This is a genomic window from Streptomyces sp. NPDC060049 (assembly GCF_042736715.1).
Taxonomy (GTDB): Bacteria; Actinomycetota; Actinomycetes; order Streptomycetales; family Streptomycetaceae; genus Streptomyces.
Genome location: NZ_JBHWVV010000014.1, coordinates 102,156 through 127,190, shown reverse-complemented (window position 1 = coordinate 127,190; position 25,035 = coordinate 102,156). Strand labels below are relative to the sequence as shown.

Annotated in this window: 22 protein-coding genes; 13 read left to right on the top strand and 9 right to left on the bottom strand. The window is 72.3% G+C overall.

Annotation, left to right across the window (positions count from 1 at the left end):
- Window positions 1-147: 147 nt before the first annotated feature.
- A complete protein-coding gene (locus ACFWBY_RS25490) occupies window positions 148-1,515 on the bottom strand; it encodes an aspartate aminotransferase family protein (RefSeq protein WP_385337491.1) in 1,368 nt (455 codons plus the stop codon).
- A gap of 304 nt (window positions 1,516-1,819) precedes the next feature.
- Between ACFWBY_RS25490 and kdpF the strand changes: the two genes are divergently transcribed.
- From kdpF to ACFWBY_RS25455, 7 genes are all read left to right on the top strand, one after another.
- Complete coding sequence (gene kdpF, locus ACFWBY_RS25485; RefSeq protein WP_385337493.1) at window positions 1,820-1,909, top strand: K(+)-transporting ATPase subunit F; 90 nt, start codon at window positions 1,820-1,822, stop codon at window positions 1,907-1,909.
- Between the two features lie 6 nt (window positions 1,910-1,915).
- The gene (kdpA, locus tag ACFWBY_RS25480) at window positions 1,916-3,592 is read left to right on the top strand and encodes a potassium-transporting ATPase subunit KdpA (protein ID WP_385337496.1); all 1,677 of its coding nucleotides are present in this window, start codon (window positions 1,916-1,918) and stop codon (window positions 3,590-3,592) included.
- Window positions 3,589-5,709: a potassium-transporting ATPase subunit KdpB gene (kdpB, locus tag ACFWBY_RS25475; RefSeq protein WP_385337499.1), complete on the top strand. Its 2,121-nt coding sequence runs from the start codon at window positions 3,589-3,591 to the stop codon at window positions 5,707-5,709. The genes kdpA and kdpB overlap by 4 nt, the downstream gene beginning before the upstream one ends.
- Before the next feature lie 3 nt (window positions 5,710-5,712).
- Window positions 5,713-6,348, top strand: a complete 636-nt coding sequence (gene kdpC / locus ACFWBY_RS25470) for a potassium-transporting ATPase subunit KdpC (protein WP_385337502.1) — start codon at window positions 5,713-5,715, stop codon at window positions 6,346-6,348.
- A 268-nt stretch (window positions 6,349-6,616) separates the two neighbouring features.
- Window positions 6,617-7,282 carry a hypothetical protein gene (locus tag ACFWBY_RS25465; RefSeq protein ID WP_385337504.1) on the top strand — a complete coding sequence of 222 codons (666 nt, stop codon included), beginning with the start codon at window positions 6,617-6,619 and terminating at the stop codon, window positions 7,280-7,282.
- A gap of 124 nt (window positions 7,283-7,406) precedes the next feature.
- Window positions 7,407-7,778, top strand: coding sequence for a hypothetical protein (locus ACFWBY_RS25460; protein ID WP_385337507.1), 372 nt, complete (start codon window positions 7,407-7,409; stop codon window positions 7,776-7,778).
- 76 nt (window positions 7,779-7,854) lie between these two features.
- On the top strand, window positions 7,855-8,001 hold the full coding sequence (locus ACFWBY_RS25455; RefSeq protein WP_385337510.1) for a hypothetical protein: 147 nt from the start codon (window positions 7,855-7,857) through the stop codon (window positions 7,999-8,001).
- A 110-nt stretch (window positions 8,002-8,111) separates the two neighbouring features.
- Here ACFWBY_RS25455 and ACFWBY_RS25450 read toward each other — a convergent pair whose 3' ends face one another.
- The 3 genes from ACFWBY_RS25450 to ACFWBY_RS25440 all read right to left on the bottom strand — a co-directional run bounded on the left by ACFWBY_RS25450 (window position 8,112) and on the right by ACFWBY_RS25440 (window position 9,696).
- On the bottom strand, window positions 8,112-8,519 hold the full coding sequence (locus ACFWBY_RS25450; RefSeq protein WP_385337513.1) for a hypothetical protein: 408 nt from the start codon (window positions 8,517-8,519) through the stop codon (window positions 8,112-8,114).
- A 129-nt stretch (window positions 8,520-8,648) separates the two neighbouring features.
- Window positions 8,649-9,056 carry a RidA family protein gene (locus ACFWBY_RS25445; RefSeq protein WP_385337516.1) on the bottom strand — a complete coding sequence of 136 codons (408 nt, stop codon included), beginning with the start codon at window positions 9,054-9,056 and terminating at the stop codon, window positions 8,649-8,651.
- A 166-nt stretch (window positions 9,057-9,222) separates the two neighbouring features.
- The gene (locus tag ACFWBY_RS25440; protein WP_385337651.1) at window positions 9,223-9,696 is read right to left on the bottom strand and encodes an RrF2 family transcriptional regulator; all 474 of its coding nucleotides are present in this window, start codon (window positions 9,694-9,696) and stop codon (window positions 9,223-9,225) included.
- 111 nt (window positions 9,697-9,807) lie between these two features.
- On the opposite strand from ACFWBY_RS25440, the gene ACFWBY_RS25435 reads away from it, so the two are divergent.
- Both ACFWBY_RS25435 and ACFWBY_RS25430 read left to right on the top strand, forming a co-directional pair.
- On the top strand, window positions 9,808-10,635 hold the full coding sequence (locus ACFWBY_RS25435; RefSeq protein ID WP_385337518.1) for a hypothetical protein: 828 nt from the start codon (window positions 9,808-9,810) through the stop codon (window positions 10,633-10,635).
- An 81-nt stretch (window positions 10,636-10,716) separates the two neighbouring features.
- Window positions 10,717-12,744 carry an FUSC family protein gene (locus ACFWBY_RS25430; RefSeq protein ID WP_385337521.1) on the top strand — a complete coding sequence of 676 codons (2,028 nt, stop codon included), beginning with the start codon at window positions 10,717-10,719 and terminating at the stop codon, window positions 12,742-12,744.
- 94 nt (window positions 12,745-12,838) lie between these two features.
- On the opposite strand, the gene ACFWBY_RS25425 is transcribed toward ACFWBY_RS25430, so the two are convergent.
- Window positions 12,839-14,941, bottom strand: a complete 2,103-nt coding sequence (locus ACFWBY_RS25425) for a PhoX family protein (RefSeq protein WP_385337524.1) — start codon at window positions 14,939-14,941, stop codon at window positions 12,839-12,841.
- Between the two features lie 310 nt (window positions 14,942-15,251).
- Between ACFWBY_RS25425 and ACFWBY_RS25420 the strand changes: the two genes are divergently transcribed.
- Window positions 15,252-16,793, top strand: coding sequence for a VWA domain-containing protein (locus tag ACFWBY_RS25420; protein ID WP_385409707.1), 1,542 nt, complete (start codon window positions 15,252-15,254; stop codon window positions 16,791-16,793).
- Window positions 16,794-16,872: 79 nt separating this feature from the next.
- Here the strand turns inward: ACFWBY_RS25420 and aspS are convergent, their stop codons facing one another.
- Window positions 16,873-18,690, bottom strand: coding sequence for an aspartate--tRNA ligase (gene aspS / locus ACFWBY_RS25415; protein WP_385337530.1), 1,818 nt, complete (start codon window positions 18,688-18,690; stop codon window positions 16,873-16,875).
- A 150-nt stretch (window positions 18,691-18,840) separates the two neighbouring features.
- On the opposite strand from aspS, the gene ACFWBY_RS25410 reads away from it, so the two are divergent.
- The 3 genes from ACFWBY_RS25410 to ACFWBY_RS25400 all read left to right on the top strand — a co-directional run bounded on the left by ACFWBY_RS25410 (window position 18,841) and on the right by ACFWBY_RS25400 (window position 23,175).
- Entirely contained in the window at window positions 18,841-21,015 is a 2,175-nt protein-coding gene (locus ACFWBY_RS25410; RefSeq protein ID WP_385337533.1) for a SpoIIE family protein phosphatase, read from the top strand.
- A 314-nt stretch (window positions 21,016-21,329) separates the two neighbouring features.
- A complete protein-coding gene (locus ACFWBY_RS25405; RefSeq protein WP_385409706.1) occupies window positions 21,330-22,235 on the top strand; it encodes an NAD-dependent epimerase/dehydratase family protein in 906 nt (301 codons plus the stop codon).
- Window positions 22,236-22,281: 46 nt separating this feature from the next.
- Window positions 22,282-23,175: an RNA polymerase sigma-70 factor gene (locus tag ACFWBY_RS25400; protein ID WP_385337539.1), complete on the top strand. Its 894-nt coding sequence runs from the start codon at window positions 22,282-22,284 to the stop codon at window positions 23,173-23,175.
- A gap of 16 nt (window positions 23,176-23,191) precedes the next feature.
- Here the strand turns inward: ACFWBY_RS25400 and ACFWBY_RS25395 are convergent, their stop codons facing one another.
- The 3 genes from ACFWBY_RS25395 to ACFWBY_RS25385 all read right to left on the bottom strand — a co-directional run bounded on the left by ACFWBY_RS25395 (window position 23,192) and on the right by ACFWBY_RS25385 (window position 24,975).
- On the bottom strand, window positions 23,192-24,190 hold the full coding sequence (locus ACFWBY_RS25395) for a pirin family protein (RefSeq protein ID WP_385337542.1): 999 nt from the start codon (window positions 24,188-24,190) through the stop codon (window positions 23,192-23,194).
- Window positions 24,191-24,311: 121 nt separating this feature from the next.
- Window positions 24,312-24,476 (bottom strand): hypothetical protein, encoded by a 165-nt coding sequence (locus tag ACFWBY_RS25390; protein WP_385337545.1) that lies wholly within the window; start codon window positions 24,474-24,476, stop codon window positions 24,312-24,314.
- A 130-nt stretch (window positions 24,477-24,606) separates the two neighbouring features.
- Window positions 24,607-24,975 carry a peptidase inhibitor family I36 protein gene (locus ACFWBY_RS25385; protein ID WP_385337548.1) on the bottom strand — a complete coding sequence of 123 codons (369 nt, stop codon included), beginning with the start codon at window positions 24,973-24,975 and terminating at the stop codon, window positions 24,607-24,609.
- Window positions 24,976-25,035 lie beyond the last annotated feature (60 nt).

Sequence of the window (25,035 nt, the reverse complement as noted above, 5' to 3'; positions counted from 1 at the left end):
CGGACCGCCCCGGGACTGACGTGCATCCCGGTCCGTAGGTGCTTGGTGATACCCGTTGATTCCAGCACGTCCCCATGCCGTTCGGAACGGAGCGGATCCTCCGAGAACAGGCACCCACTGCTTGGGTGACCGTACGATCTGCGCAGGTCAGACGGTGTGCGCGTCGGCGACGGTCAGGGCTTCGTTGAGGATCGCGAGGCCCTTGGCGACGTCCTGCGGCGTGATGTTGCAGGGCGGCGCGACGTGCACGCGGTTCCCGGCGAGCAGCGGCCACAGCCCGCCCTTCTTCAGGGCCGCCCCGAGCTCCGCCATCGGCGCGTTGTCGGCGCCCGACGCGTTGTAGGGAACGAGCGGGCGGCGCGTCTCCCCGTCCCGTACGAGTTCCAGGGCCCAGAAGGTGCCGAGCCCCCGGACCTCGCCGACCGACGGGTGGCGCTCGGCGATCGCGCGCAGGCCCGGTCCCAGCAGCTCGGCGCCGGTGCGGGCGGACTGCTCGACGATGCCCTCCTCCTCCATGACGTTGACCGTGGCGACGGCGGCGGCGCAGGCCAGCACGTGCCCGGAGTACGTCAGCCCGCCCGGGTAGGGGCGGCGGGCGAAGGTCTCCGCGATGGCGGCCGAGATGGCGACGCCGCCGAGGGGGACGTAGCCGCTGGTGATGCCCTTGGCGAAGCAGATCAGGTCGGGGCGCACGTCCCAGTGCTCGGAGGCGAACCACTTACCGGTGCGCCCGAAGCCGACCATGATCTCGTCGAGGACGAAGACGATCCCGAAGCGGTCGCAGAGCTCGCGGACGCCGGCCAGGTAGCCGTCGGGGTGCACGAGGACGCCCGGGGCGCCGCCGACGGTCTCCAGGATGATCGCGGCGATGGACTGCGGGCCTTCGAAGACGATGGTGTCCTCGAGGTGGCGCAGGGCGCGTTCGCACTCCTCGGCGGGGGTGGCCGAGTAGAAGGGGGAGCGGTAGGTGAAGGGCCCCCAGAAGTGGACGACTCCGGCGCTCGCGCTGTCGTTGCCGAAGCGGCGTGCGTCGCCGGTGAGGTTGATCGCGGTGGAGGTGGCGCCGTGGTACGAGCGGTACGCCGAAAGCACCTTGGGCCGGCCGGTGTGCAGCCGGGCCATGCGGACCGCGTTCTCGACGGCCTCGGCGCCGCCGTTGGTGAAGAAGATCTTGTCGAGGTCGCCGGGAGTGCGCTCGGCGATCAGCCGGGCGGCCTCGGAGCGCACGTCGACGGCGAAGCCGGGCGCGACGGTGCAGAGCTTCGCGGCCTGCTCGGCGATGGCCGCGGCGACCTTCGGGTGCTGGTAGCCGATGTTGGTGTAGACGAGGGCGCTGGAGAAGTCGAGGAAGCGGTTGCCGTCGTAGTCCCAGAAGTAGGAGCCTTCGGCGCCGGCGACGGCGAGCGGGTCGATGAGTTCCTGGGCGGACCAGGAGTGGAAGACGTGCTTGCGGTCGGCTTCTTTCACTGCCGCCTTGGTGGCTGCGGCGGCGCGGGCGTCGGCTTCTGCGTTCATATTCCGAGGGTAGTTGTCCACGATGTGGAATCGGCGGGGGAGGGCGCGGGCGCGGTGGGGCGCCGGGGTCCGGTGGGCGGGGCCGGCGGGTCGGCCGCGTTAGGGACCCGTCAAGGCCGCGCCACCAGGCGTATGGGCCCCGTCAAGGACGCCGAGGGCGCCCCCGAAGAGGCGTTCAACTCGGAGGTGTCCGAAAAACACCCTCCGAACCTCTGGGAGTCACGATGGCCGATCTGGCCTTCGTCTTCGTCACGATCGCGGTCTTCTCGCTGGTGGTCCTCATCGCCAGGGGGGTGGCCTCGCTGTGAACGCCGAGAACGTCATCGGCCTGCTGGTCGCCGTCGGGCTGCTGGGATACCTCGTCCTCGCCCTTGTGTTCCCGGAGAGGTTCTAGCCCCCTATGACTCCCGTTCTCGCCGGGGCGCTCCAGCTGCTCGCGCTCGCCTCGGCCCTGGCCCTCGCCTACCGCCCCCTGGGCGAGTACATGGCCCGCGTCTACTCCTCGAAGAAGCACTACGCCCCCGAGAAGTGGATCTACAAGGCCGTCGGCGCCAACCCGAACGCCGAGATGCGCTGGCCCGCCTACCTGCGCGGCGTCCTCGCCTTCTCGGCGGTCGGCGTCCTGTTCCTCTACCTGCTCCAGCGCCTGCAGGGGCACCTGCCCGGCTCGCTCGGCTTCGCCTCCATCAAGCCGGACCAGGCCTTCAACACCGCCGTGTCCTTCGTGTCGAACACGAACTGGCAGTCGTACGCCGGCGAGCAGGCCATGGGCCCGCTCGTCCAGACCGGCGGCCTGGCGGTGCAGAACTTCCTCTCGGCCGCCGTGGGCATGGCAGTCGCGGTGGCCCTCGTACGGGGCTTCGCGCGCTCCCGGACCGGCGAGCTCGGCAACTTCTGGTCGGACCTGGTGCGCGGCACGGTCCGCATCCTGCTGCCGCTGTCGGCGATCGCCGCGATCGTGCTGGTGGCGTGCGGGGTCATCCAGAACTTCGCCGGGATCCACGAGGTCGGGCAGTTCGTCACCGGGCAGGGCCTCGGCGGTCAGCAGTGGAACGGCGGCGCCACCGCCTCGCAGGACGCCATCAAGCAGCTGGGCACCAACGGCGGCGGCTACTTCAACGCCAACGCCGCCCACCCCTTCGAGAACCCGACGCCCTTCTCGAACCTGTTCCAGATCTTCCTGATGCTCCTCATCCCCTTCGCGCTGACCCGCACCTTCGGCCGCATGGTCGGCTCGGTCCGCCAGGGCTACGCGATCCTCGCGACGATGGTCACCCTCTGGATCGGGTTCACCGCCCTGATGATGTGGACGGAGTTCAGCCACCACGGCCCGGCACTCCAGGCCGCCGGCGGTGCGATGGAGGGCAAGGAGACCCGCTTCGGCATCGGCGCCTCCGCGATCTTCTCGGTCGCGACAACCCTGACCTCGACCGGCTCGGTCAACTCCTTCCACTCCTCCTACACGGGCCTCGGCGGCGGCATCCAGATGCTGGGCATGCAGCTCGGAGAGGTCGCGCCCGGCGGCGCGGGCTCCGGCCTCTACGGCATGCTGATCATGGCGGTCATCGCGGTGTTCATCGCGGGCCTGATGGTCGGCCGGACACCCGAGTACATGGGCAAGAAGATCGGCACCCGCCAGATCAAGTTCGCGGCCTGCTACATCCTGATCACCCCGACGCTGGTCCTCGGCTTCACCGCCCTGGCGATGGCCCTGCCCACGCCCGTCACCTCGATGTCCAACGGCGGTGCGCACGGGTTCTCCGAGGTCCTCTACGCCTACACCTCGGCCGCCAACAACAACGGCTCGGCCTTCGGCGGCCTGAACGCCGACACCCAGTGGTTCAACACGACCACCGGCCTGGCGATGCTCCTGGGCCGCTTCCTGCCGATGGTCTTCGTCCTGGCGCTGGCCGGTTCGCTCGCCGAGCAGCAGCCCGTGCCGGCGACGGCGGGCACCCTGCGCACCGACAAGCCGCTGTTCGCCTTCCTCCTCGTCGGCACGATCCTCATCGTCACCGGCCTCACCTACTTCCCGGCCCTCGCCCTGGGTCCGCTCGCCGAAGGGCTCGCCTCATGAGCACCACGACCCCCACCCGTGCCCCGCACGGGGACCTCCCCACCGGCCACGAGGACCTGCCGGCCGGCCACGAGCCCGAGAAGGCCCGGATCGGCGGCGGTTTCTTCGACCCGAAGCAGCTGCTGAAGTCCTTCCCCGACGCGGTCCGCAAGCTGGACCCCCGGGTGATGGTCAAATCCCCGGTCATGTTCGTGGTGCTGATCGGCTCGGTCCTCACGACCGTGCTGGCGATATCCGACCCGGGCGATCCCTTCGGCTGGGCCATCACCGCCTGGCTGTGGCTCACGACGATCTTCGCGAACCTCGCGGAGGCGGTGGCGGAGGGCCGGGGCAAGGCCCAGGCCGACACCCTGCGCAAGGCCAAGAGCGACACGGTCGCGCGCCGCCTGAACGGTTCCGCCGAGGAGCAGGTCCCGGGCACGGAGCTGCGCATCGGCGACCTGGTCGTGTGCGAGGCCGGGGACGTCATCCCCGGCGACGGCGATGTCGTCGAAGGCGTCGCCTCGGTCGACGAGTCGGCCATCACCGGCGAATCGGCCCCGGTCATCCGGGAGTCCGGCGGTGACCGCAGCGCCGTCACGGGCGGCACCAAGGTGCTCTCCGACCGGATCGTCGTCAAGATCACCACCAAGCCGGGCGAGACCTTCATCGACCGCATGATCGGGCTGGTCGAGGGCGCGGCGAGGCAGAAGACGCCGAACGAGATCGCGCTGAACATCCTGCTCGCCTCCCTCACCATCGTCTTCCTGCTGGCCGTCGTCACCCTGCAGCCCTTCGCGGTGTACGCCCACGCCGAGCAGTCGATGATCGTCCTGACCGCGCTGCTGGTCTGCCTGATCCCCACCACCATCGGAGCCCTGCTCTCCGCCATCGGCATCGCGGGCATGGACCGGCTGGTCCAGCGCAACGTCCTGGCGACGTCCGGGCGGGCGGTCGAGGCGGCGGGCGACGTGTCCACCCTCCTCCTCGACAAGACCGGCACCATCACCCTCGGCAACCGCCAGGCCGCCGAGTTCGTCCCCGTGGCCGGCGCCGACGCCGCCGAACTGGCCGACGCCGCCCAGCTGTCCTCGCTGGCCGACGAGACCCCCGAGGGCCGCTCCATCGTGGTCCTCGCGAAGGAGAAGTACGGTCTGCGCGACCGCCACCAGGGCGACCTGGCGGGAGCCGAGTGGATCCCCTTCACCGCGCAGACCCGGATGTCGGGCGTCGACGCGGACGGCCGCAAGGTCCGCAAGGGCGCCGCCTCCTCGATCACCGCGTGGGTCGGCGAACAGGGCGGGACCGTGGCCCCCGACACGGGCGCGAGGGTGGACGAGATCTCGGGCGCCGGCGGTACGCCGCTGCTCGTGGCCGTGCAGGACGGCCGGGGCGCACGGATCCTGGGTGTCATCCACCTCAAGGACGTGGTCAAGGAAGGCATGCGCGAACGCTTCGACGAGCTGCGGCGCATGGGCATCAAGACCGTGATGATCACGGGGGACAACCCCCTGACCGCGAAGGCCATCGCTCAGGAGGCCGGCGTCGACGACTTCCTGGCCGAGGCCACCCCCGAGGACAAGATGGCCCTCATCAAGCGGGAGCAGGCGGGCGGCAAGCTCGTCGCAATGACGGGCGACGGCACGAACGACGCCCCGGCCCTCGCTCAGGCGGACGTGGGCGTCGCGATGAACACCGGCACCTCGGCCGCCAAAGAGGCCGGGAACATGGTCGACCTCGACTCCGACCCCACCAAGCTCATCGAGATCGTCGAGATCGGCAAGCAGCTCCTCATCACCCGGGGCGCGCTGACCACCTTCTCCATCGCCAACGACGTCGCGAAGTACTTCGCGATCATCCCGGCCATGTTCGCGGTGGTCCACCCGGGCCTCGACAAGCTCAACATCATGGGCCTGCACTCCCCGAACTCGGCGATCCTCTCCGCCGTCGTCTTCAACGCGCTCGTCATCATCGCCCTCGTACCGCTCGCCCTGAAGGGCGTCCGATACCGGCCGACCAGTGCCGACAGGATGCTCCGCCGGAACCTGGGGATCTACGGACTGGGCGGCCTGATCGCCCCGTTCGTCGGCATCAAGCTCATCGACATGACCATCTCCCTCATCCCCGGGCTGGGCTGACACATGAACAACTCCGTGGGCAACACCGCCCGCCTCCTCGGCGCCGGCCTCCGGGCCCTGCTCGTCCTGACCGCCGTGTGCGGGGTCCTCTACCCCCTCGCCGTCACCGGCATCGCCCAGGCGGCCTTCCCCGACCAGGCCAACGGCTCCCGGATCGAGGACGCGGGCGGCCGGGTCGTCGGCTCCTCCCTGATCGGCCAGTCGTACGGCGACGACCCGCGCTGGTTCCGGGGCCGTCCGGCGGCGGGCCTCTCCGAGAACACCCTCAACACCCAGTACGGGCTCCTGGTCTCCGGAGCCACCAACAAGGCGGCCGACAGCCCGGAACTGCTGGAGGCGGTGCGCGAGGCCAAGGCCAAGGTCGTCTCCGACAACACCGTCCCCGGATACACCCCGCAGCCCTCCCGGATCCCGGCCGACGCGGTAACCTCCTCCGGCTCCGGCCTGGACCCGAACATCTCCCCGGCGTACGCGGAACTCCAGACCCACCGCGTCGCGCTCCGCAACCACCTCCCGGTGGCGCAGGTCGCGAAGCTGGTCGAGGACCACACCGAGGGCCGCACCCTCGGCTTCATGGGCGAACCGCGCGTCAACGTCCTGGAACTGAACGTGGCCCTGAAGGCGCTCGCGGAGAAGTAGCCGGAGCGGCGGCGGAACGGGGCGGAACGCGGGCCGAACCGGCACGTCCGGATGACTCCCTTGACGTCCTCACCCGTTCGGGGGCACGTCTTCCACGACCCGGCTCACCCCGGCTCACCGGCCGCGAGCTGCGAAGACGTGCGGGTCGGAGGAGGACCCCGCGAGTGACGCGCCGTCAGTTCAACGTGTTACGCGGGGTACCGGGCGCCGCGGAAGGGTCCACTGCTCTCAGGACCCGGCCGCCCGAGCCGGACCAGGAGGGATTCCCATGCCCCGCGCCAAGTGGGTCGTCGGCGTACTGACGGTGACTCTGCTGTGCACCGGCCTGGGGGTGTTGCGCACCACCGAAGGAGGCCGCCCGGCCGCCCCGACCGCGGGCGACGCCCTGCCGTCACGGGTGCTGGGCCTGTCCGGCCCGCGACGGCTGGCCCGGCAGCTGGAGAACTCCGGCGGGCACACCACCGGCAAGGGCGCCCGCCGGCCCGCGCGGTCGGCCGTCACGCCGCTGCCCCGGGCCCTGCCGCTGCGCCTCGTCATCCGGAGCCTTCAGGTGGACGTACCGCTGCAGGGCAGCGCGCCGGCCGACGGAGCGGACGGCGTGCCTCCCGCCGCCGGGCCGCGCGAACGGGGCGCCCCGCCCGCCCGTCCGGACCGTGCGGACGGGGCCGTCTGGGACTCCTCGGGCCCGGCGCCGGGCTCGGCCGGCACCGCCGTCGTCTCCGGGGACTTCTTCCGCATCTCCGAGCTCCGGCGCGGGCAGACGGTCGAGGTCCCCCGCGCCGACCGGCGTACGGCCGTGTTCACCGTCTACCGGGTCTCCCCCACCGGGGTCTCCACGGACGGCGGCCCGTCCGGCAGGGCCCAACTGCGGCTGCTCAGCGGTGAGACAGCGGTCCTCGCCCGCCTGACCGGCCACCGCCGCGCACCGCGCTGAACGGCCCCGGAACACTCACCCCCCACGGCCGCCTGTCAGCCGAGGGGGGTGACTTCGTCCCCCGGTCGGGGGACGGAGCCGACCGACCGGCGAGTCGGGTCGCATGCCGGGGCACACCCTTCGCATGAGCGGGACGCGGCGCGCGCGGACGACACTGGGCAGGGCCCTGAGGGTGCCCCTGACGGTGCTCTGCGTCGTGCTGCTGTGCGTGTTCGGCGCCGGACAGTCCGGGCCGTCCCCCGCCACGGCCGCGGGCGCCCGCCCCTCCCCCACGGCGCCGGCCGAGCCCACCGAGGCGCCGGCCGATCCGGCCGGGGACCCCGAGGTGCGCCAGGCGGTACGGGCGACCGTGCGCGGCCTTCCCGTACGGGGCCTGCGGCGGCCGGTGTTTCACGTGAAACACCCCGGCTTCGAGGAGCTGGGGCCCCGCCCGGCGGACACGACCGCCACGGCGGCGTCCCCGTGGGTGGTCCGGAGTGTGGTCCTGCGCTGCTGAGTCGGCCGAGACCGAGCAGCAGCAGCGCGCCCTGCGCGCGTCCCCCCACACCCCCCGAACACCGTGAGGTTCCGCCATGCCCTTCGACCCGTACCTGGCCCTGAACGCCATGCTCCGCGCCGAGGCCGCGCGCTTCTCCCCGCCGGCCCCGCCGGTCCGCACGACCGAGCCCGAACCCGAACCGGCCGCGGAAGTGCCCACCGCGGACGGCAAGGCCGAATAACCGGGCCGGTCCGCGAGAACCGTCCCGGACGACAGCGCCGCCCCGGCCGCCCGCGCAGTGCGCGTGGCGACCGGGGCGGCTGTGCCCATCGCTAGGGCTGTGCACAGCCCCTAGGGCTCGCGGACGTAGTAGCGGTAGAACGCCACGATTCCCACGCCCGCGCCGACGGCCAGCCCCATGGCGGAGCATTTGAGGATGCTCTCCTCGGCGAGGCTGTAGAGGTAGCCGAAGGCGATGCCCGCGAAGACGCCGTACGCCGCCGCGTGCGCCTCCCGTTGCAGGCGGGGGCCGATGCGGGCGAGGGCGAACAGGCAGGCGGCGAAGATCGCCCCGCACAGGATCCCGTAGAAGACGTTGCCCGCGTCGACGGGCCCCGTCTGGCGCTTCATGAAGGCGGCGTAGACGCCGTAGACGAGACCCATGAGCAGGGGGCCGGCCAGGGCGGCCTTGCTCGGGTGGGTCTTGTCGGCCGCCGTCTGCCGGTGCCGCCGGGGAACGGTGGGTGCCGCATGTGCCATGACGGGCTCCTCTCTCCCATCATCCAGGGCACACCCGCCGACCCCGCCCGGCAACTGGATCACCGGCGGGGGGCTGCCCCGCGGACTACCGGCGACACTCGGCGGGCCACTCGGCGGCCACTCGGCGGGTCACTCCGCGGGGGCCGCCCGCACCGCCACCGCGTCGATCTCGAAGAGCATGTCCGGCAGCGCGAGGGCGGCGACACCGATCAGCGTCTGGGCGGGCAGCCCGGCACCCCAGGCGGCGTGCAGGTGCTCGAGGAGGATCCGGAGCTTCCGCTCGTCGTGTCCGACGACGTACGTGCCGATGCGGACGACGTCGTCGAGGCCCAGGCCCACGGCCTCCAAGGCGGTGCGGAGGTTGGCGAAGGCCCGCCCGACCTGGGCGTCGAAGTCGTCGGAGACGACGTGGCCGGTCTCGTCGGACCCGTACTGCCCGGCTATGAAGACCTGCTCGCCGGGCGCGGAGACGACGTGGCTGTAGCCGAAGCCGGCGGGGTCGTGGAGTCCTGCCGGGTTGGTGATGCTGCGCGTCATTCCAAACTCCTGGGTCGGTTGTCCGAGGCTGTGCGGCTGATGCGGGCAGCACCGGGCCCTTCGCCCGGGCGATGCCCGGCCCCGCTGTGACGAGAGGACCTAGTTCGTCTCTTTCGGCCTAGCCCAGGTCGTCTCTTTCGGCCTAGCCCAGGTCGTCTCTTTCGGCCTAGCGCTGGGCGGCGAGCCAGGCGCGGAGGCGGTCGGGGGCCCCGGGGGCCTGCCGTTCGGCCTGCTGCCGGATCTCGTCGAGGTTCTGGCCGACCAGCGCGTGGCGCCAGGCCAGTTCGGCCCGGCCCATCGCGTGCGCGATGGCGCATTCGGCGTCGGGCGGCCCCTCGCCGCCGCCGGGGCCCTGCCGGCGGATCTCCGCACAGCGGAAGGCCTCGTCCGGCCCCTCGACGGCGGCGACGACGTCCATGAGCGAGATGGCGTCGAGCGGGCGGGCGAGGCGGAAGCCGCCGCGCGGGCCGGGCGTGGAGGTGACGATGCCCGCCCGGGCCAGTGCCTGGAGTTGCTTGTTGAGGTAGGCGGCGGGCAGGTCGTGCCAGGCGGCCAGCCGGGCGGCCGGGACGGCCCGGTCGGAGCCGCTCCAGGCGAGGTTGAGGCAGCTGTGCAGGGCCCATTCGACCCCCTCGCTCATCTTCATATTCTGGATATTAGATGTCCAGATTACGGATCGCAAGGCCGCCCGCACCACCCGCCCGCAGTACCTCCGCTCGCGCCGGGCCTCCCGCCGCATTTCCCTGATGACGTGCGGACCTTCCTCTCGGCGGTACTCATCGTGCTCGTGGCCCTCCTGGTGCCCGCGAGCGCCGTCGCGTACTGGGCCGACCGCGAGCTCGGCGACGCCGACCGGTACACCGCCGCCATGTCCCCGCTCGCCACGGACCCCGCCGTGCAGAACGTCGTCGTGACCCAGGCCGGCCGGGCCCTCTCCGGGCAGATCGACCTGGGCCCCTTCCAGGGCGGGGTCGAGGCCCTGCTCGGCGAGGCCCTGCGCTCCTTCGTCGACACGCCCGCCTACCGCACCGCCTGGGACGCGGCCAACCGCGCCGCACACGGCGCGTTCCTCGACGCGCTCACCACCGGCCACGGCAACGCCGTCAGCATCGATCTCGCGCCCGTCATCGCGCAGGTCAAGGACGATCTCGTGGACAACGGGGTGCCGCTCGCCGACCGCATCCCGGTGACCCACGTGTCGGTGAAGGTCATGGAGTACGACAACCTCGGCGCGCTCCGGAAGGGCTTCCGCATGCTGCAGATCGCCGGGGTCTGGCTCCCCGTCCTCACCGTGCTGCTGGCCGCGACGGCCATCGCCGTCGCCGTCCGGCGGCGCCGCGCCGTGCTGGCCACCGGGCTCGGGCTCGCGGCCGGGGCCCTCCTGCTGTGGGCGGCGCTGGCGCTGTGCCGGCGCCTCACCCTGGACGATCTGCCGGCCGACATCGACAGGGCGGCCGCCGAAGCGGTGTACGACGCGCTCACCGCGTTCCTGCGCACCACCGCCTGGGTGGTGCTGGTCGTCGGGCTCGTCGCCGCCCTGGCCGCCTGGCTGACCGGCAGGCTGCGCCGCACCCCATAAGCTCGGAAGGTACACAAAGGCTCGGAAATCCACAGAACAGCACAGAAGAACCGATTCGCGAGCGGCGGCACGGAAGCGGGAATGAGTACCGAACGCACCGAAGAGATACCGTCCGGGCGGGCCCGGCCCACAGCCGGACGGTCCCACCCCCTCACCCCGCCCGCCTGGCTGCTGAAGGGGCTGCGGCCGAGCGCCGCGCCGGTCCCCTGGGCCGCCGTCGTGCGCGCGGGCATCGCCCTGGCCGTTCCGCTGGCCGTCGGCTTCGCCCTCGACGAGCCCGAGTACGGCGCCCTCGTCTCGATGGGCGCCCTGTCCGGGGTCATCAGCGACACCGCCGACGCCTACCGGATGCGGATCCTGAACATCGCCGTACCCCAGCTGTTCGGCGCCGTCGGTGTCGCGCTGGGCACCCTGGTCTTCGGGCACGGCTGGCTCGCCGTCGCCGTCCTCACCGTGATCGCCCTGGTCTCCGGGATGATCTCCTCCATCGGCACCGTCGCCTCCGTCTCCGGGCTGCTGCTCCTGCTGAACGCCGTGGTCGGCGCCGGTCTGCCGATGCCGCAGCCGTGGTGGACGGCGCCGCTGCTGCTGAGCGCGGGCGGACTGTTCGTCCTTGCGCTGACCCTGCTCGGCTGGCCGTGGAGAGGGCGGCAGCCCGAGCGGGCCGCCGTCGCCGCCGCCTACCGGGCGCTGGCCGACGCCCTGGAGGCCGCGGGCGGGCCCGGCCCCGCGTACGAGGAGCGGCGCCAACAGGTCACCCAGGCCCTGAACCATGCCTACGACCTGGTGCTGGGCCGCCGGGCCCGCGTGCACGGCCGCAGCCCCGCCCTCGTGCGGATGCTGGCCCAGCTCAACGTGCTGATCCCGCTGGTCGAGGCCGCGCCCGCCGCACACCTGCGCCGCGAACCCCTCGCCCCCGAGATTCCGGCGGCCGTCCGGGAACTGGCGGCCGCCGTCGAGGAGGGCCGCACCGGAACCCCCGTACTGGACCTGCCCGCGCCGGACGACCGGTCCGAGCAGGCCATCGACGCCGCCCTGCGGCACGCGGCGACCATCGTGCTGCTGGCCGAGCCGGACCTGTACAACGTCGACGACCGGCTCGGCCGGCCCGCCGCCCTGGGGGTACGGGCCCGCCGGGCGGTGCGCGACATGATGCTCTCGGAGGCCTCCTGGCGGTACGGGCTGCGGCTCGCGGTGTGCATCGGACTGGCGCAGTCGCTGGTGTCGGTGGTGGAGATCGAGCGGTCCTACTGGGTGCCGCTCACCGTCACCTTCGTCCTCAAGCCCGACTTCGGCTCGGTGTTCTCCCGGGCCGTGCTGCGCGCGCTGGGCACCGCCGGCGGGTTGGTCATCGCCGCAGCCGTGCTCGCGGAAGTGCCGCGCGGCTGGTGGGACGTGCCGGTGATCGCGGTCCTCGCCGCGCTGATCCCCGCCTTCTCGGTCAAGGGGTACGCCTTCCAGACCGCCGCGATCACGCCGGTGATCCTGCTGCTCTCGGACCTGCTCAACCACCAGGGCTTCGACCTCGTCCGGCCCCGGCTGCTGGACAGCCTGATCGGCTGCGCCATCACCTTGGTCGCGGGCTACCTCCTCTGGCCCGAGAGCTGGCACACCCGGATCGGGGACCGCCTCGCCGCCACGGTGGACGACGCGGCCCGGTACGTGGAGCGGGCGTTCGGCCCCGCCCCCGACACGGAGGCGGGGCAGCGGGCGGCGCGCACCGCCCGGCTGCAGGCCCGGCGACGGATCTACCGGGACCTGTCGGGCGTGCGCAGCGAGTTCCAGCGGGCGCTGACCGAGCCGCCGCCGACCGGGGAGCGGGCAGCCGCCTGGTGGCCGCTGGTCGTCGCCGTGGAGCGGATCGTCGACGCGACGACGGCCGCCCGCGTCCGGGTCAACCACGGCGCGCGGCCCCCGGGCGCCGAGGAGGTCGTGGCGATCGCCGAGGACCTGCGCGGCCTGGCCCGCGGCGTCCGCCGGGTCCGCACCCCCGACCGACTGCACCCCCCGACGCCCCCGGCGGTGGACGAGTCCTCGGTCCTGTCCCCGGTCCGCCAGGAACTGACGGCGGCCCGAGCCATCGCGGACCCGACCGGCAAGGCCCCGTAGGCCCGGCCCGTCGTCCCCCGATGGCCCCGCTCTGTACACAGGCTGTGGACAGCGGTCCCGACGGCCGTTCGACTCATCCGTCGACCGGCGCGGATCAGACGCCGATGTTCTTGCCGTCCTTGCGCCAGACCGAGACGACCGACGGACGGACGATCTTGCCGGGACCGTCGGGCCACACGGACTGCGGCTTCTCGACGGACGCGCCGTCGATCTCGCCCGGGTGCTGCACGGCCACCAGGACACGCTTGTCCTGGATGAGCGGGCCGCAGGTCTCGGCACCGCGCGGGACGGTCAGGAACTGCTTCAGCTCACCGCGGCGCTCGCCGGCGGTCGCGACGCCGAACAGGCCGTCGTGCGAGCCGAGCTGGTTGCCGTCCGTGGAGATCCACAGGTTGCCGTGCGGGTCGAACGCCACGTTGTCCGGGCAGGAGATCGGGCTGACCTTGTCCTTCGGGAAGCCCGCGAAGTAGGTCGCCGGGTCGTTCGGGTCGCCCGCGACGAGGAAGAGCCGCCAGGCGAAGCCGTCGCCGGCCGGATCGTCGAAGTTCTCGGCGAGCTCCAGGATCTGGCCGTGCTTGTTGAGGTTCCGCGGGTTGGCCTCGTCCGCCCCGGCCTTGCCGGCCTTGCCGCGGTCGGTGTTGTTGGTCAGCGCGATGTAGACGCGGCCGGTGCGCGGGGACGGCTCGACGTCCTCGGGACGGTCCATCTTGGTGGCGCCGACCTTGTCGCCGGCCAGGCGCGTGAAGACGGCCACCTCTTCGGCGCTCATGCCCTCGACGTGCGAGACGTTGCCGGAGGGGGACGAGGTGAGGATCTTGATCCACACACCGGAACCGTCGAACTCGCCGTCGGCGGGCAGCTTGCCCGAGCCGTCGACCCCGTCGGCCGGGGAGTCGCCGGTGAGCTTGGCGACGTAGAGGGTGCCCTCGTCGAGCAGGGTGAGGTTGTGCTGCTTCGCCGCGCGCGAGTCACCCTTCTTCATCTGCTTCGAGGAGACGAACTTGTAGAAGTAGTCGAAGCGCTCGTCGTCGCCCATGTAGACGACCGGACGGCCGTCCTCGGTCAGGCGGGGCTGCGCGGCCTCGTGCTTGAAGCGGCCGAGCGCTGTGCGCTTGCGCGGGACGGAGTTCGGGTCGTGCGGATCCAGTTCGACGACCCAGCCGAAGCGGTGCGGCTCGTTGGGCTCCTGCGCGACGTCGAAGCGCTTGTCGAACCGCTCCCACTTGCGCTCGGTGGCACCGGAGGTCACGCCGTAGCGCTTCAGGCGGGCGGCCTGGGCGGGGTCGGTGACCTGGCCGGCGTTGGCGAAGTACTGGTTGAAGTTCTCCTCGCCGTGGAGGGTCGTGCCCCACGGGGTGGTGCCGCCGGCGCAGTTGTTGAGGGTGCCGAGCACCTTGGTGCCGCCCGCGTCGACCGACGTCCTGACCAGGTCGGAGCCCGCGGCCGGGCCGGTCAGCCGGAACTCGCTGGTGGCCGTCAGGCGGCGGTTGAGCCGGTGGCGGCTGACGGCGGTCAGCTTGCCGCTGCGGTGGTCCTCCTGGACGACGACCACGGACAGGCCGTGCGCGGCCCAGGCGATCTCGACCTGCTCGCGGGTCGGGTTGGCCGGGTCGTACCCCTTGAACATGAGGTTCTCGTCCGTGTACTCGTGGTTGGCCACGAGCAGCTGCTGGCGCTCGTAGTCGCCGCCGAGCGGGAGCAGGCTCAGGAAGTCGTTGTTGTAGCCGAACTGACCGGCCTGTGCGGCGGCGGTCTGCCGGTCGGGGTTGAAGGCGGGCGCGCCCTTGACGATCGGGTCGCCCCAGCGGATGACCACGTTCTGCTCGTGGCCCTCGGGGATCGTGACCCGGTCGTCGGTGTTCGGGGCGACGGCCTTGAAGCGCAGGCCGCGGGCACCGTCGCCGTTCGCGCCGGCGCCGCCGGCGCGCTGGGTGTCGGCGACGGGGTCCGCGGTGGCGGAGGAGCCGTTGCCGCTCAGGGTGAGGGCGGTACCGGCGGCCGAGGCGACCGTGACGACGGCGGCCGAGCGGAGCATCGAGCGGCGCGAGTAGGCGCGGGCTATGACGTCGCCGGCGTACTCGTTGTCGCTGGTGTTCGGCACCTCGTGGAAGCATGCGTCGCCGCAGCGGTAGCGGCAGGTGAGGGCGGAACGGCCGCCCCCATGCGAGTTGCCGATGAGGGGCAGGAGCTTGCGCACGAGTGTCCTCCGTTGATGCACGGTCCCCGACAACGTGTCGGAACAATCCGTCGGTGACGCTAGGCGCGGGTTGCGCCGGGGCGGCGGCGGAAGGATGAACACACGGTGAATCCGGCACGTCGGAGCGGTAGTTCGGATTCGGAGTCGATGTTTCCGGGCAATGGGCGCCACGAAAGGCGACCCTGCCGAAGTTCCAGCCAAGGGGCCGATAACCTTACGTGTCCACTCTGGGCAGGGATCAACCGCGCAGCACGGACAAATGACGCACGCACTCATGCGAAAGGCCTGGCCCATGGGTATTCGGAGCTTGTTGCGCAAGGTATTCGGACGGACTTCGGAGCCGCTTCCGGACACTACCGACGCCCCTTCGGCGGCCCTTCCGAGCCAGACCGAACGCACCCCACTGGACGCGGCGGCCGAACTGGTCGCGGCGTCCTTCGACAACCCCACGGTCCCGCCGCAGTCCGCACCGCGCGACCGCGAACCGGGCACCGTCCTCACGGCCCCCGCCCCGGCCCACGCTCAGGACCCCACGGTCCCGGAGGCGCGCCGGTCCCCGTCCGGGGGCACTCCCCCGGCTCCGGCGGCCCCGAAGCCGTCGGACGAGGCCGGTACGGACGTACCGGCCGCCGCCGCGCCGGCGGCCCAGCAGGCCGAAGCGGCCACCCCGGAGGCCCAGCCCGTCGCGGCCGCCGCCGAGGCGACCCCGGAGCCGCTCGCGGCCGAAGCCGACGAGGCCGAAGCCGCCGCCGCGCCGGCGGCCCAGCAGGCCGAAGCGGCCACCCCGGAGGCCCAGCCCGTCGCGGCCGCCGCCGAGGCGACCCCGGAGCCGCCCGCGGCCGAGGCCGACGCGCCCACGCCGGAGGCGGACACCCTGCCCGAGGCCGCCGCTCCCGAGGCAGAGGCGGAAACCCTGCCCGAGGCCGAAGCCCAGGTCGAGGAGGCCGCCCCCGCCGCCGAGGCCGAAGCCCCCGTCGAGGAGGCCGCACCGGCCGAGGCCGACGCGCCCACGCCGGAGGCGGAAACCCTGCCCGAGGCCGAAGCCCAGGTCGAGGAGGCCGCCCCCGCCGCCGAGGCCGAAGCCCCCGTCGAGGAGGCCGCGCCGGCAGAAGCCGAGGTCGTCGCTGCCGAGGTGGAGGAAACCCCGGCCGCCGAGGTCACCGTGCCGCCGGCGCGGGAGGAAGCCGGGGCCGCAGAAGGCCCCGCGCACACGCTCGCCGCCGTCAAGCGGCACGCGCCCGCCCTCGCCGCCGCGTACAAGGCCGCCGGCCAGGTGCTGCGGGCCAAGGACAAGGCCGGGGCGCGGGCCACGGTGTACCTGGTCCTCGACCGCTCGGGCTCGATGCGGCCGTTCTACAAGGACGGCAGCGCCCAGTACCTCGCCGACCACGCGCTCGCCCTCGCCGCCCACCTCGACGAGAACGCGACCGTGCACACGGTCTTCTTCTCCACGGACGTGGACGGCACCGCCGACCTCTCCCTCGAGGGCCACGACGAGGCCTGGGTCGGGGCCCGGCACGCCGAGCTCGGGCACATGGGGCGGACGAGCTACCACCGCGCCGTCGAGCAGATCGTCGAGCGGTACCAGAAGGACGGCGGCGAGGGCCGCGCCCTCGTCGTGTTCCAGACGGACGGCGCGCCCGACAACCGTCAGCCCGCCCGCCAGGCGCTCGCCGACGCGGCCGCCCACGACATCCACTGGCAGTTCGTCGCCTTCGGCGACACCGACGCCAAGGCGTTCGACTTCCTGCGCAAGCTGGACGCCGAGAACGCCGGCTTCTTCCACGCCGGCCCCGCGCCGGCCGAACTGACCTCCGCCGCCCTCCTCAAGGGCATCCTCGAACGGTTCTGACCGGGCGGGACAGCGCTGCGGAACGACGGAAGGGCCCGGGATCCGAAGATCCCGGGCCCTTCCGCTTGGGCTCCTACGCTCAGCGCGCGGCGTCCGGGTGGACGGCCTCGGTGACCGGCTTGGCGTCGGCCGCCTTGGTCTCCACCGGCTTGCGCAGGGCGATGTTCAGCTCGCGCAGGCGGGACTCCTCCAGGACGGTGGGCGCGCCCATCATCAGGTCCTGGGCGTTGCCGTTCAGCGGGAAGGCGATGGTCTCGCGGATGTTCGGCTCGTCGGCGAGCAGCATGACGATGCGGTCGACGCCGGGGGCGATGCCACCGTGCGGCGGGGCGCCGAGGCGGAAGGCGCGGAGCATGCCCGCGAATTCGCGCTCGACGGTCTCGGCCTCGTAACCGGCGATCTCGAAGGCCTTCAGCATGACCTCGGGCTCGTGGTTGCGGATGGCGCCGGAGGACAGCTCGATGCCGTTGCAGACGATGTCGTACTGCCACGCCAGGATGTCGAGCGGGTCCTTCTCCTCCAGGTCCTTCATGCCGCCCTGCGGCATGGAGAACGGGTTGTGGGAGAAGTCGATCTTGCCGGTCTCCTCGTCCTTCTCGTACATCGGGAAGTCGACGATCCAGCAGAAGCGGAAGACGTCCTCCTCGAACTGGCCGGCGCGCTTGGCGGCCTCGACGCGGACGCCCGCCATGATCTTGGAGACCTCGTCGAACTCGCCCGCGCCGAAGAACACGGCGTGGCCGGCGGCCAGGCCCAGGCGCTCGGTGAGGACCTTGACGTTCTCCTCGGTGAGGAACTTGGCGATCGGGCCGGTCAACGCGCCGTCCTCGCCCACGCGGACCCAGGCCAGGCCCTTGGCGCCCAGCGAGATCGCGTACTCGCCGAGGCCGTCGAAGAACTTGCGCGGCTGCGCGGCGGTGTCCGGGACGGCCAGGGCGCGCACGTGCTTGCCGGCGAACGCCTTGAACTCCGAGCCCTCGAACACGTCGGTGATGTCGACGAGTTCCAGCTTGGCGCGCAGGTCGGGCTTGTCGTTGCCGTACTTCAGCATCGACTCGCGGAAGGGGATCCGCGGGAAGGGGGAGGTGACCGCGCGGCCCTTGCCGAACTCGGTGAAGATCTCCGTCATCAGCCGCTCGATGGGCTGGAAGACGTCCTCCTGCTCGACGAAGGACATCTCGACGTCGAGCTGGTAGAACTCGCCCGGCGAACGGTCGGCGCGGGCGTCCTCGTCGCGGAAGCAGGGTGCGATCTGGAAGTACCGGTCGAAGCCGGAGATCATCAGCAGCTGCTTGAACTGCTGCGGCGCCTGCGGGAGCGCGTAGAACTTGCCCGGGTTCAGGCGGGACGGCACGACGAAGTCGCGGGCGCCCTCGGGGGAGGTCGCGGTGAGGATCGGGGTCGCCATCTCGTTGAAGCCGAGGGCCACCATCTTGGAGCGGATGGAGGCGATGACGGCCGAGCGCAGCATGATGTTGCGGTGCATGCGCTCGCGGCGCAGGTCGAGGAAGCGGTACTCCAGGCGCCGCTCCTCGTTCACCCCGTCGTCGGTGTTGATGGTGAAGGGCAGCGGGGCGGACGCGCCGAGCACCTCGACCGCGGTGACCTCGACCTCGATCTCGCCGGTGGCGAGCTCGGGGTTCACGTTGTCGGTGCCGCGGGAGACGACCTTGCCGTCGATGCGGACGACGGTCTCCTTGGTGACGCTGCTGAGGGCCTCGTTGGCGGCGGTGCCGGGACGGGCGACGAGCTGCGTGATGCCGTAGTGGTCGCGCAGATCGATGAAGAGGATGCCGCCCAGGTCTCGACGATTGTGCAGCCAGCCGCTCAGCCGGACGTCGGAGGCGACGTCGGAGGCACGAAGCTCGCCGCACGTGTGGGACCTGTACCGATGCATCAGTCATCCAGTTCTACGTGATACCAGGGTGGATTCAACCGTCACAAGGTTACCGTCCGGGGCGCGAGCCCGTGCGGGCGTGCCCGCGGGGGCGCCCCACCGGGAGTACTGAACAGGCACGTCAGGCGTATGACCTGTAAAGATGACCGGGTGCGCACAGAGGACGTCCTGGCCGCCATCGCGACCGGATTGTGGCGATGGGACAACGCCTCCGGGACGGTGACGCTCGACAGCGAGGCCGCCCGGCTGCTCGGGCTGCCCGCCGAACCCGTCGCCCTGCCCGAGGTCGCCGTGCGCTCCCGCTTCCACCCGGTGGACTGGAACGAGATCAACGGCATCGTGAACCTGGCGGTCGCCGAGGGCACCCTCGCCGAGGCCCGGCTGCGGATCATGGACGAGGACGGGCGGGTGCTGCGCACCGTACGGAGCCGCTCCAAGCCGGTGGAGAACCGCGGTCCGGACGGCAGCGTCGACTACGAGCTGATCGGCACCCTCCAGGAGATCGCGGAGGCACAGCCCGGCACCACGGCCGTCCACACCCCGATCACCGGCGACTGGCGCCGCTCGCGCGAGGCGTTCCTGCTCGACGCCGGGCGGGCGCTGGCCGAGGCCCGCTCCACCTCCGAGGTGCTGCGGGTCGCGGCCTCGCTGTCCATGCCCGGCTTCATCCCCGACGGGCTGGCCGTCTTCGGCGTGGCCGGCAGCCGGCTGTCGGTCATCGGGCACCACGGGCACGACCCCGAGGACGAGGGCCCCTTCGCGGACATGCCGCTGGACACCGACTACCCGGCCGCGGAGGTCGTCCGTACCGGGCGGGCGATCTACCTGCCCAGTCCCGAGGACTACAAGCGGCGCTTCCCGGCCACCTGGCCGCTCGCCCAGGGCTTCGGCCGGATCTCCTGGGCCTTCCTGCCGCTGGTGGTCGCCGGGCGGACCATGGGCGCCTGGATGGCCGCGTTCAAACACCCGGTGTCCTTCTCCCCCGACGAGCGGTCCGTCCTGACGACCGTGGCCCGGATGCTCGCGCAGGCCCTCCAGCGCGCCGGAGTGGCCGAATCCGAGCGGGAACTCACCACCGGCCTGCAACGGTCGATGATGCCCCAGCTCGGCCCGGAGATCCCGGGCATGACGATCGCCGCCCGCTACGTACCGACCGGCGGCGGGCTCCAGGTCGGCGGCGACTGGTACGACATGATCCCGCTGCCGTCGGGACGGTTCGCGCTGGTCATCGGCGATGTCCAGGGCCACGACGTCCGGGCCGCCGGGCTCATGGGCCAGCTGCGGATCGCGGTGCGCGCGTACGCCTCGGAGGGCCACCGGCCGGACGCGGTGCTCTCCCGCGCCTCCCGCTTCCTGGCCGGGCTGTGCTCGGCGCAGGACAAGGACGCGGACGCGCAGGAGGACGAGTTCCAGAGCCCGCGCTTCGCGACCTGCCTGTACGTGGAGTGCGACCCGCAGACCGGGCTGCTGGAGGTGGCCCGCGCCGGGCACCCCGACCCGGCCATCCGGATGACGGACGGCACGGTCCTGATGCGGCCCACGGCGGGCGGGCTGCCGCTCGGCATCGTGCCGGACACCGACTACCCGACGACGCGTTTCACCCTGGAACCCGGCGAGACGATGATGCTGTGCACCGACGGGCTCATCGAGACGGGCGGGCACGACCTCGACACGGGCTGGGCGCGGCTGAGGGCGATCCTGGAGTCGGAGCGGCACGACCCCGAGAGCCTCGAGCCCCACCACCTCGAAGAGCTGGCCGACCTGCTGGTCCAGGCGGTGCACGGCCCGTCCTCGCACCACACCACCGGGCCGCTGGCCGACCGGCGCGAGGACGACATAGCCGTGGTCCTGCTCTGCCGCGAGGGCTCGGGCCCCGGCTGCGGGAGCTCCCTGGCGCACCCGTCGCGCCCGGCCCGGCGCACCATGCTCACGGTGGCCCAGGCGGAGCCGGAGCAGTTGGCGGGGGTGCGCCGGCAGATCCGCGAGCTGCTGCACGACTGGGCGGACGAGGAGCAGGTCGACTCGGCGGTGCTGATGGTCTCCGAGATGGTGACGAACGTACTGGTCCACACCGACGGGGACGCGGTGCTGACGGCGCAGGCGGTCGGCGAGCTCGGCTCGCGTCGGCTGCGGGTGGAGGTGGCGGACGCCTCCGACGAGCTGCCGCACAAGCGGCACCCGGGGGAGATGGCCTCCAGCGGGCGGGGCGTCCTGCTGCTGGAGATGCTGGCGGACGACTGGGGCGTCGACCCGCGCGGCGAGGGCAAGTCCACGTGGTTCGTCCTGCACGAGCGCTCGAAACCCGAATCCGACCCGCTGGGCTGACCCCCGGGCGGCGGGCCCCTGCCGTGCTTGGATACAGCGGTGCCGACTCCCCTGCTGCCCGAGGCCGTGCGGCGACTCGCCGCCTGGTGCGTCGGCGTCCTCCTCGTCGCGGCCGTGCCGGCCTTCGTCGTGTGGATGTGCGCCTTCTTCCCCGCTGACCGCGGCCGCCTTCGGGGTGCTGTCCGAGCTGCGGACCCGGTACGGGGCCGCGCGGACCCCCGCGGCGGGCTGAGGGCCGGTCCTGTGCGCCGCCGCTGTGTCCTGGGCCACGTCGGCGGGTGTCACGTTCGCCGGCGCCCACTTGTCCCATGGGCATGACTCACACCAAGAGCGTGCTGCTGGCAGGGGCGAGCGGGGTCTTCGGGCGCCACATCGCCGAGGAGCTCACCGCGGCGGGCCACACCGTCCTGGGTCTGGGGCGGGGCCGCGGGAACGAGGTGGTCGCGGACCTGATGGACCGGGACGGCCTGCTGAGGGCCGTCGACGGCCTGGAGGTCGACACGGTCGTGCACGCCGCGACCGCGCTCCGCAGGACCCCGATGAGGCACCGGGACATGAGCGCGACCGACGCGCTGCGGGTCGGGGGGACCGCGCACCTCGTCGAAGCGGCCCGGGCGCTCGGAGCCCGGCGGATGATCGCCGAGTCGATGGCCTTCGGCTACGGGTACCGGGACTTCGGGGACCGCGTGACCACGGAGGAGGACGTCTTCGGGCCGGCCGGCCTGGACGCCCGGTCCCAACGGCACGTGGACGCGATGCGGTCCAAGGAGGAGCAGGTGCTCGGGGCCGAGGGGATCGAGGGCGTCGCGCTGCGGTTCGGCCTGTTCTACGGGCCCGGCGGCACCGAGGCGCTGGTGGAGCCGCTGCGCAGGCGGGCCCTGCCCGCGGTCGCCGACCGGGGCCGGGTGCTGCCGTGGGTCGAGCTGCGGGACGCGGCGCGCGCGGTGGCACTGGCGGTCGGGGGCGGGCGGCCGGGGCAGGCGTACAACATCGTGGACGACACTCCGACGGGCTTCGGCGCGCACGTGACGGCGGTCGCCGCCGCCTTCGGCGCCCCCCGGCCGATGACCGTTCCGGCATGGATGACCCGGCCCCTGCCGTACGCGCACAGGATGTTCACCACCAGCCTGCGGCTCTCCAACGCCAAGGCCGCGGCCGAGCTCGGCTGGAGGCCCCGGTACGCGGCCTGCGGCGACGGGCTCGCCGCCATGGCCGGCTGACGGCGGAAACCGGCCACGGGCATGCGCGGTTTGGCACGATATGCGGATGACGATCACGAGCGAGTCGGAGCACGACCCCTTCACCGAGCACCGGCGGCTGCTGTTCGCCACCGCCTACCGGATGCTGGGGACCGTCACCGACGCGGAGGACATAGTCCAGGACGCCTGGCTGACCTGGAACAGGGCGGACCGCTCGGCGGTGCGCCATCCCAAGGCGTACCTGGTCCGGACGGTGACCAACCTGTCCTTGAACCGGCTGACCTCGGCGCGGGCCACGCGCGAGGAGTACGTCGGGCCGTGGCTGCCGGAGCCGCTGGCTCCCTCGCCCGACATCGCGGAGAGCAGCGAGATGGCCGAGAGCGTCTCGACGGCCATGCTGGTCGTCCTGGAGACCCTCTCCCCCGTGGAGCGCGCGGTGTTCGTCCTGCACGAGGTGTTCGGCTACTCCCACGTGGAGATCGGCGGCTTCCTGGACCGTCCGGAGGCCACGGTCCGCCAGATCTCGCACCGGGCGCGCCACCACGTCCAGGACCGTCGCCCGCGCTTCGACACCGACGGGGCCCGGCGCGGGGAAGTCACCGCGCGGTTCATGAGCGCCTGCGCGGGCGGTGACCTGAACGCCGTCATGGAGCTGCTCGCCCCCGAGGTCACCGCGTGGTCGGACGGCGGAGGCAAGGTCACCGCCTCCCACCACCCGCTGCACGGCCCCGACCACGTCGCCCGCTGGCTGCTGCGCGTGATGACCCAGGCCGAGGCGGCGGGCGCCACCGTCACCAAGGCCGTCCTCAACGGTGAGCTCGGCGCCCTGGTCCTGATGGGGGGCGCGCCCGTCGGCGCGCTCACCTTCGACCTGGAGGGCGGCCTCCTGCGCAACCTGCGGTTTCAGGTCAACCCCGACAAACTGAGCGGCCTGCGCGGTCATCCGGCCGTCGGGGGCTGAGCCCCGCGGGTGCGGGTCAGTCCTGCGACGCCTCGCCGGTGCCGCGGTGGCCGAGGCCGGTGCGGGCCGTGGTGGGGATCCGGCCGAGCCGGCCGGCCTGGAAGTCGTCGAAGGCCTGCTGCAGTTCGTGCTTGCTGTTCATGACGAACGGCCCGTAGTGCGCCATCGGCTCCCGGATCGGCTGCCCGCCGAGGAGGACGATCTCCAGGTCAGGGGCGTTGGAGTCCTGGGACTCGTCCGCCCGCAGGGTGATCGAGCCGCCCTCGCCGAAGACCACGGTCTGCCCGGTGTGGACCGGCCGCCGGTCCTCGCCGACCGAGCCGCGCCCGGCCATGACGTAGGCCAGGGCGTTGAAGTCCTCGCGCCACGGCAGGGTGATCTGCGCGCCGGGGGTCACCGTCGCGTGGATCATCGTGATCGGGGTGTGGGTGATGCCGGGGCCCTGGTGGCCGTCCAGCTCACCGGCGATGACGCGGAGCAGGGCGCCGCCGTCGGGGGTGGAGAGCAGCTGGACCTGGCCGCCGCCGATGTCCTGGTACCGCGGGGGCATCATCTTGTCGGAGGCGGGGAGGTTCACCCACAGCTGGAGGCCGTGGAAGAGCCCGCCGGACACGACGAGGGACTCCGGCGGGGCCTCGATGTGCAGCAGGCCGCTGCCCGCTGTCATCCATTGGGTATCGCCGCCGTTGATGACCCCGCCGCCGCCGTTGCTGTCCTGGTGGACGAAGGTTCCGTCGATCAGGTAGGTGACGGTCTCGAAGCCGCGGTGGGGGTGCCAGGGGGTGCCCTTGGGCTCGCCCGGCGCGTACTCCACCTCGCCCATCTGGTCCATCATGATGAACGGGTCGAGGTACTGGTAGTTGATCCCGGCGAACGCACGGCGTACCGGGAACCCCTCGCCCTCGAAACCACCCGGGGCGGTCGTCACGGCCAGCACCTTGCGGGCGGTCGTCTCCTGGGCGGGCTCCGCGACACGGGGGAGCGTCAACGGGTTCTCCACAGTCACTGCAGGCATGGTCGGAACCTCCTTCTGGCGTCGAGTTTAGTTGAAACCCGAACTTTCTGCCACCCGACAGAACAGAGGAGGCCCCGGGGGAATTCCCCCGGGGCCGGTGGCTCCGCGCCGCGCCTGGGACTCAGCCGCTGCAGGACGGGTTCGCGTAGCGGCACAGCTGGGCCGTGGCGGCCTCGGCCGGGGCCGCGGCGAGGGCGCCCACGCCCACCGCCAGAGCCACGGCGGCCAGGACGGTGGCCGCCTTGGTGCGCAGCCGCGTGCGCGTCGTGGAAGTCGTACGGTTCATTGCTGCCTCCTGGTGTCGGAACCGGTCGCGGGGGACCCCCCGTGCATCCCCCGCGCCACGGCGTTCGAGCGTCGCGGCCGCCGCCGCGATCCTTGGGTCGGACGCGGAAGGACGGCTCAGCGCCGCCGGGTCACGGTGTGATCTTCACCGAGTTGATCGGCGTCAGGTCCTTCACCATGTAGTTGCCGGCCGGCAGGTAGCCGGTCGAGCAGCCCGAGCCGCCGTAACCGGTACAGGTCCAGAACTTCCAGCCACCGGTCTGGTTGTTGTAGATGACGTGGTTGCCGTTCATGTTGGACAGGTTGTAGGTGCCGGCCTGGTTCGCCTTCCAGATGATGCCGTTCCAGCCCGCGTCCTGCCCGTAGATGCACACGTACCCCGACGGGCAGTCGGCGGGCGACGCCTGCGCCGGCCCCGCCGCCAGGATTCCCGTGCCCAGTGCCATGACCCCGGTGGCCGCGACGGCGGCGAGCTTCGTGCGGATGGACATACGTGACATTGCTGTCTCCCAGATCGCTGTGAGCGGGCCCCCCGTGCTTGCCCCGCAGCACCGATACTC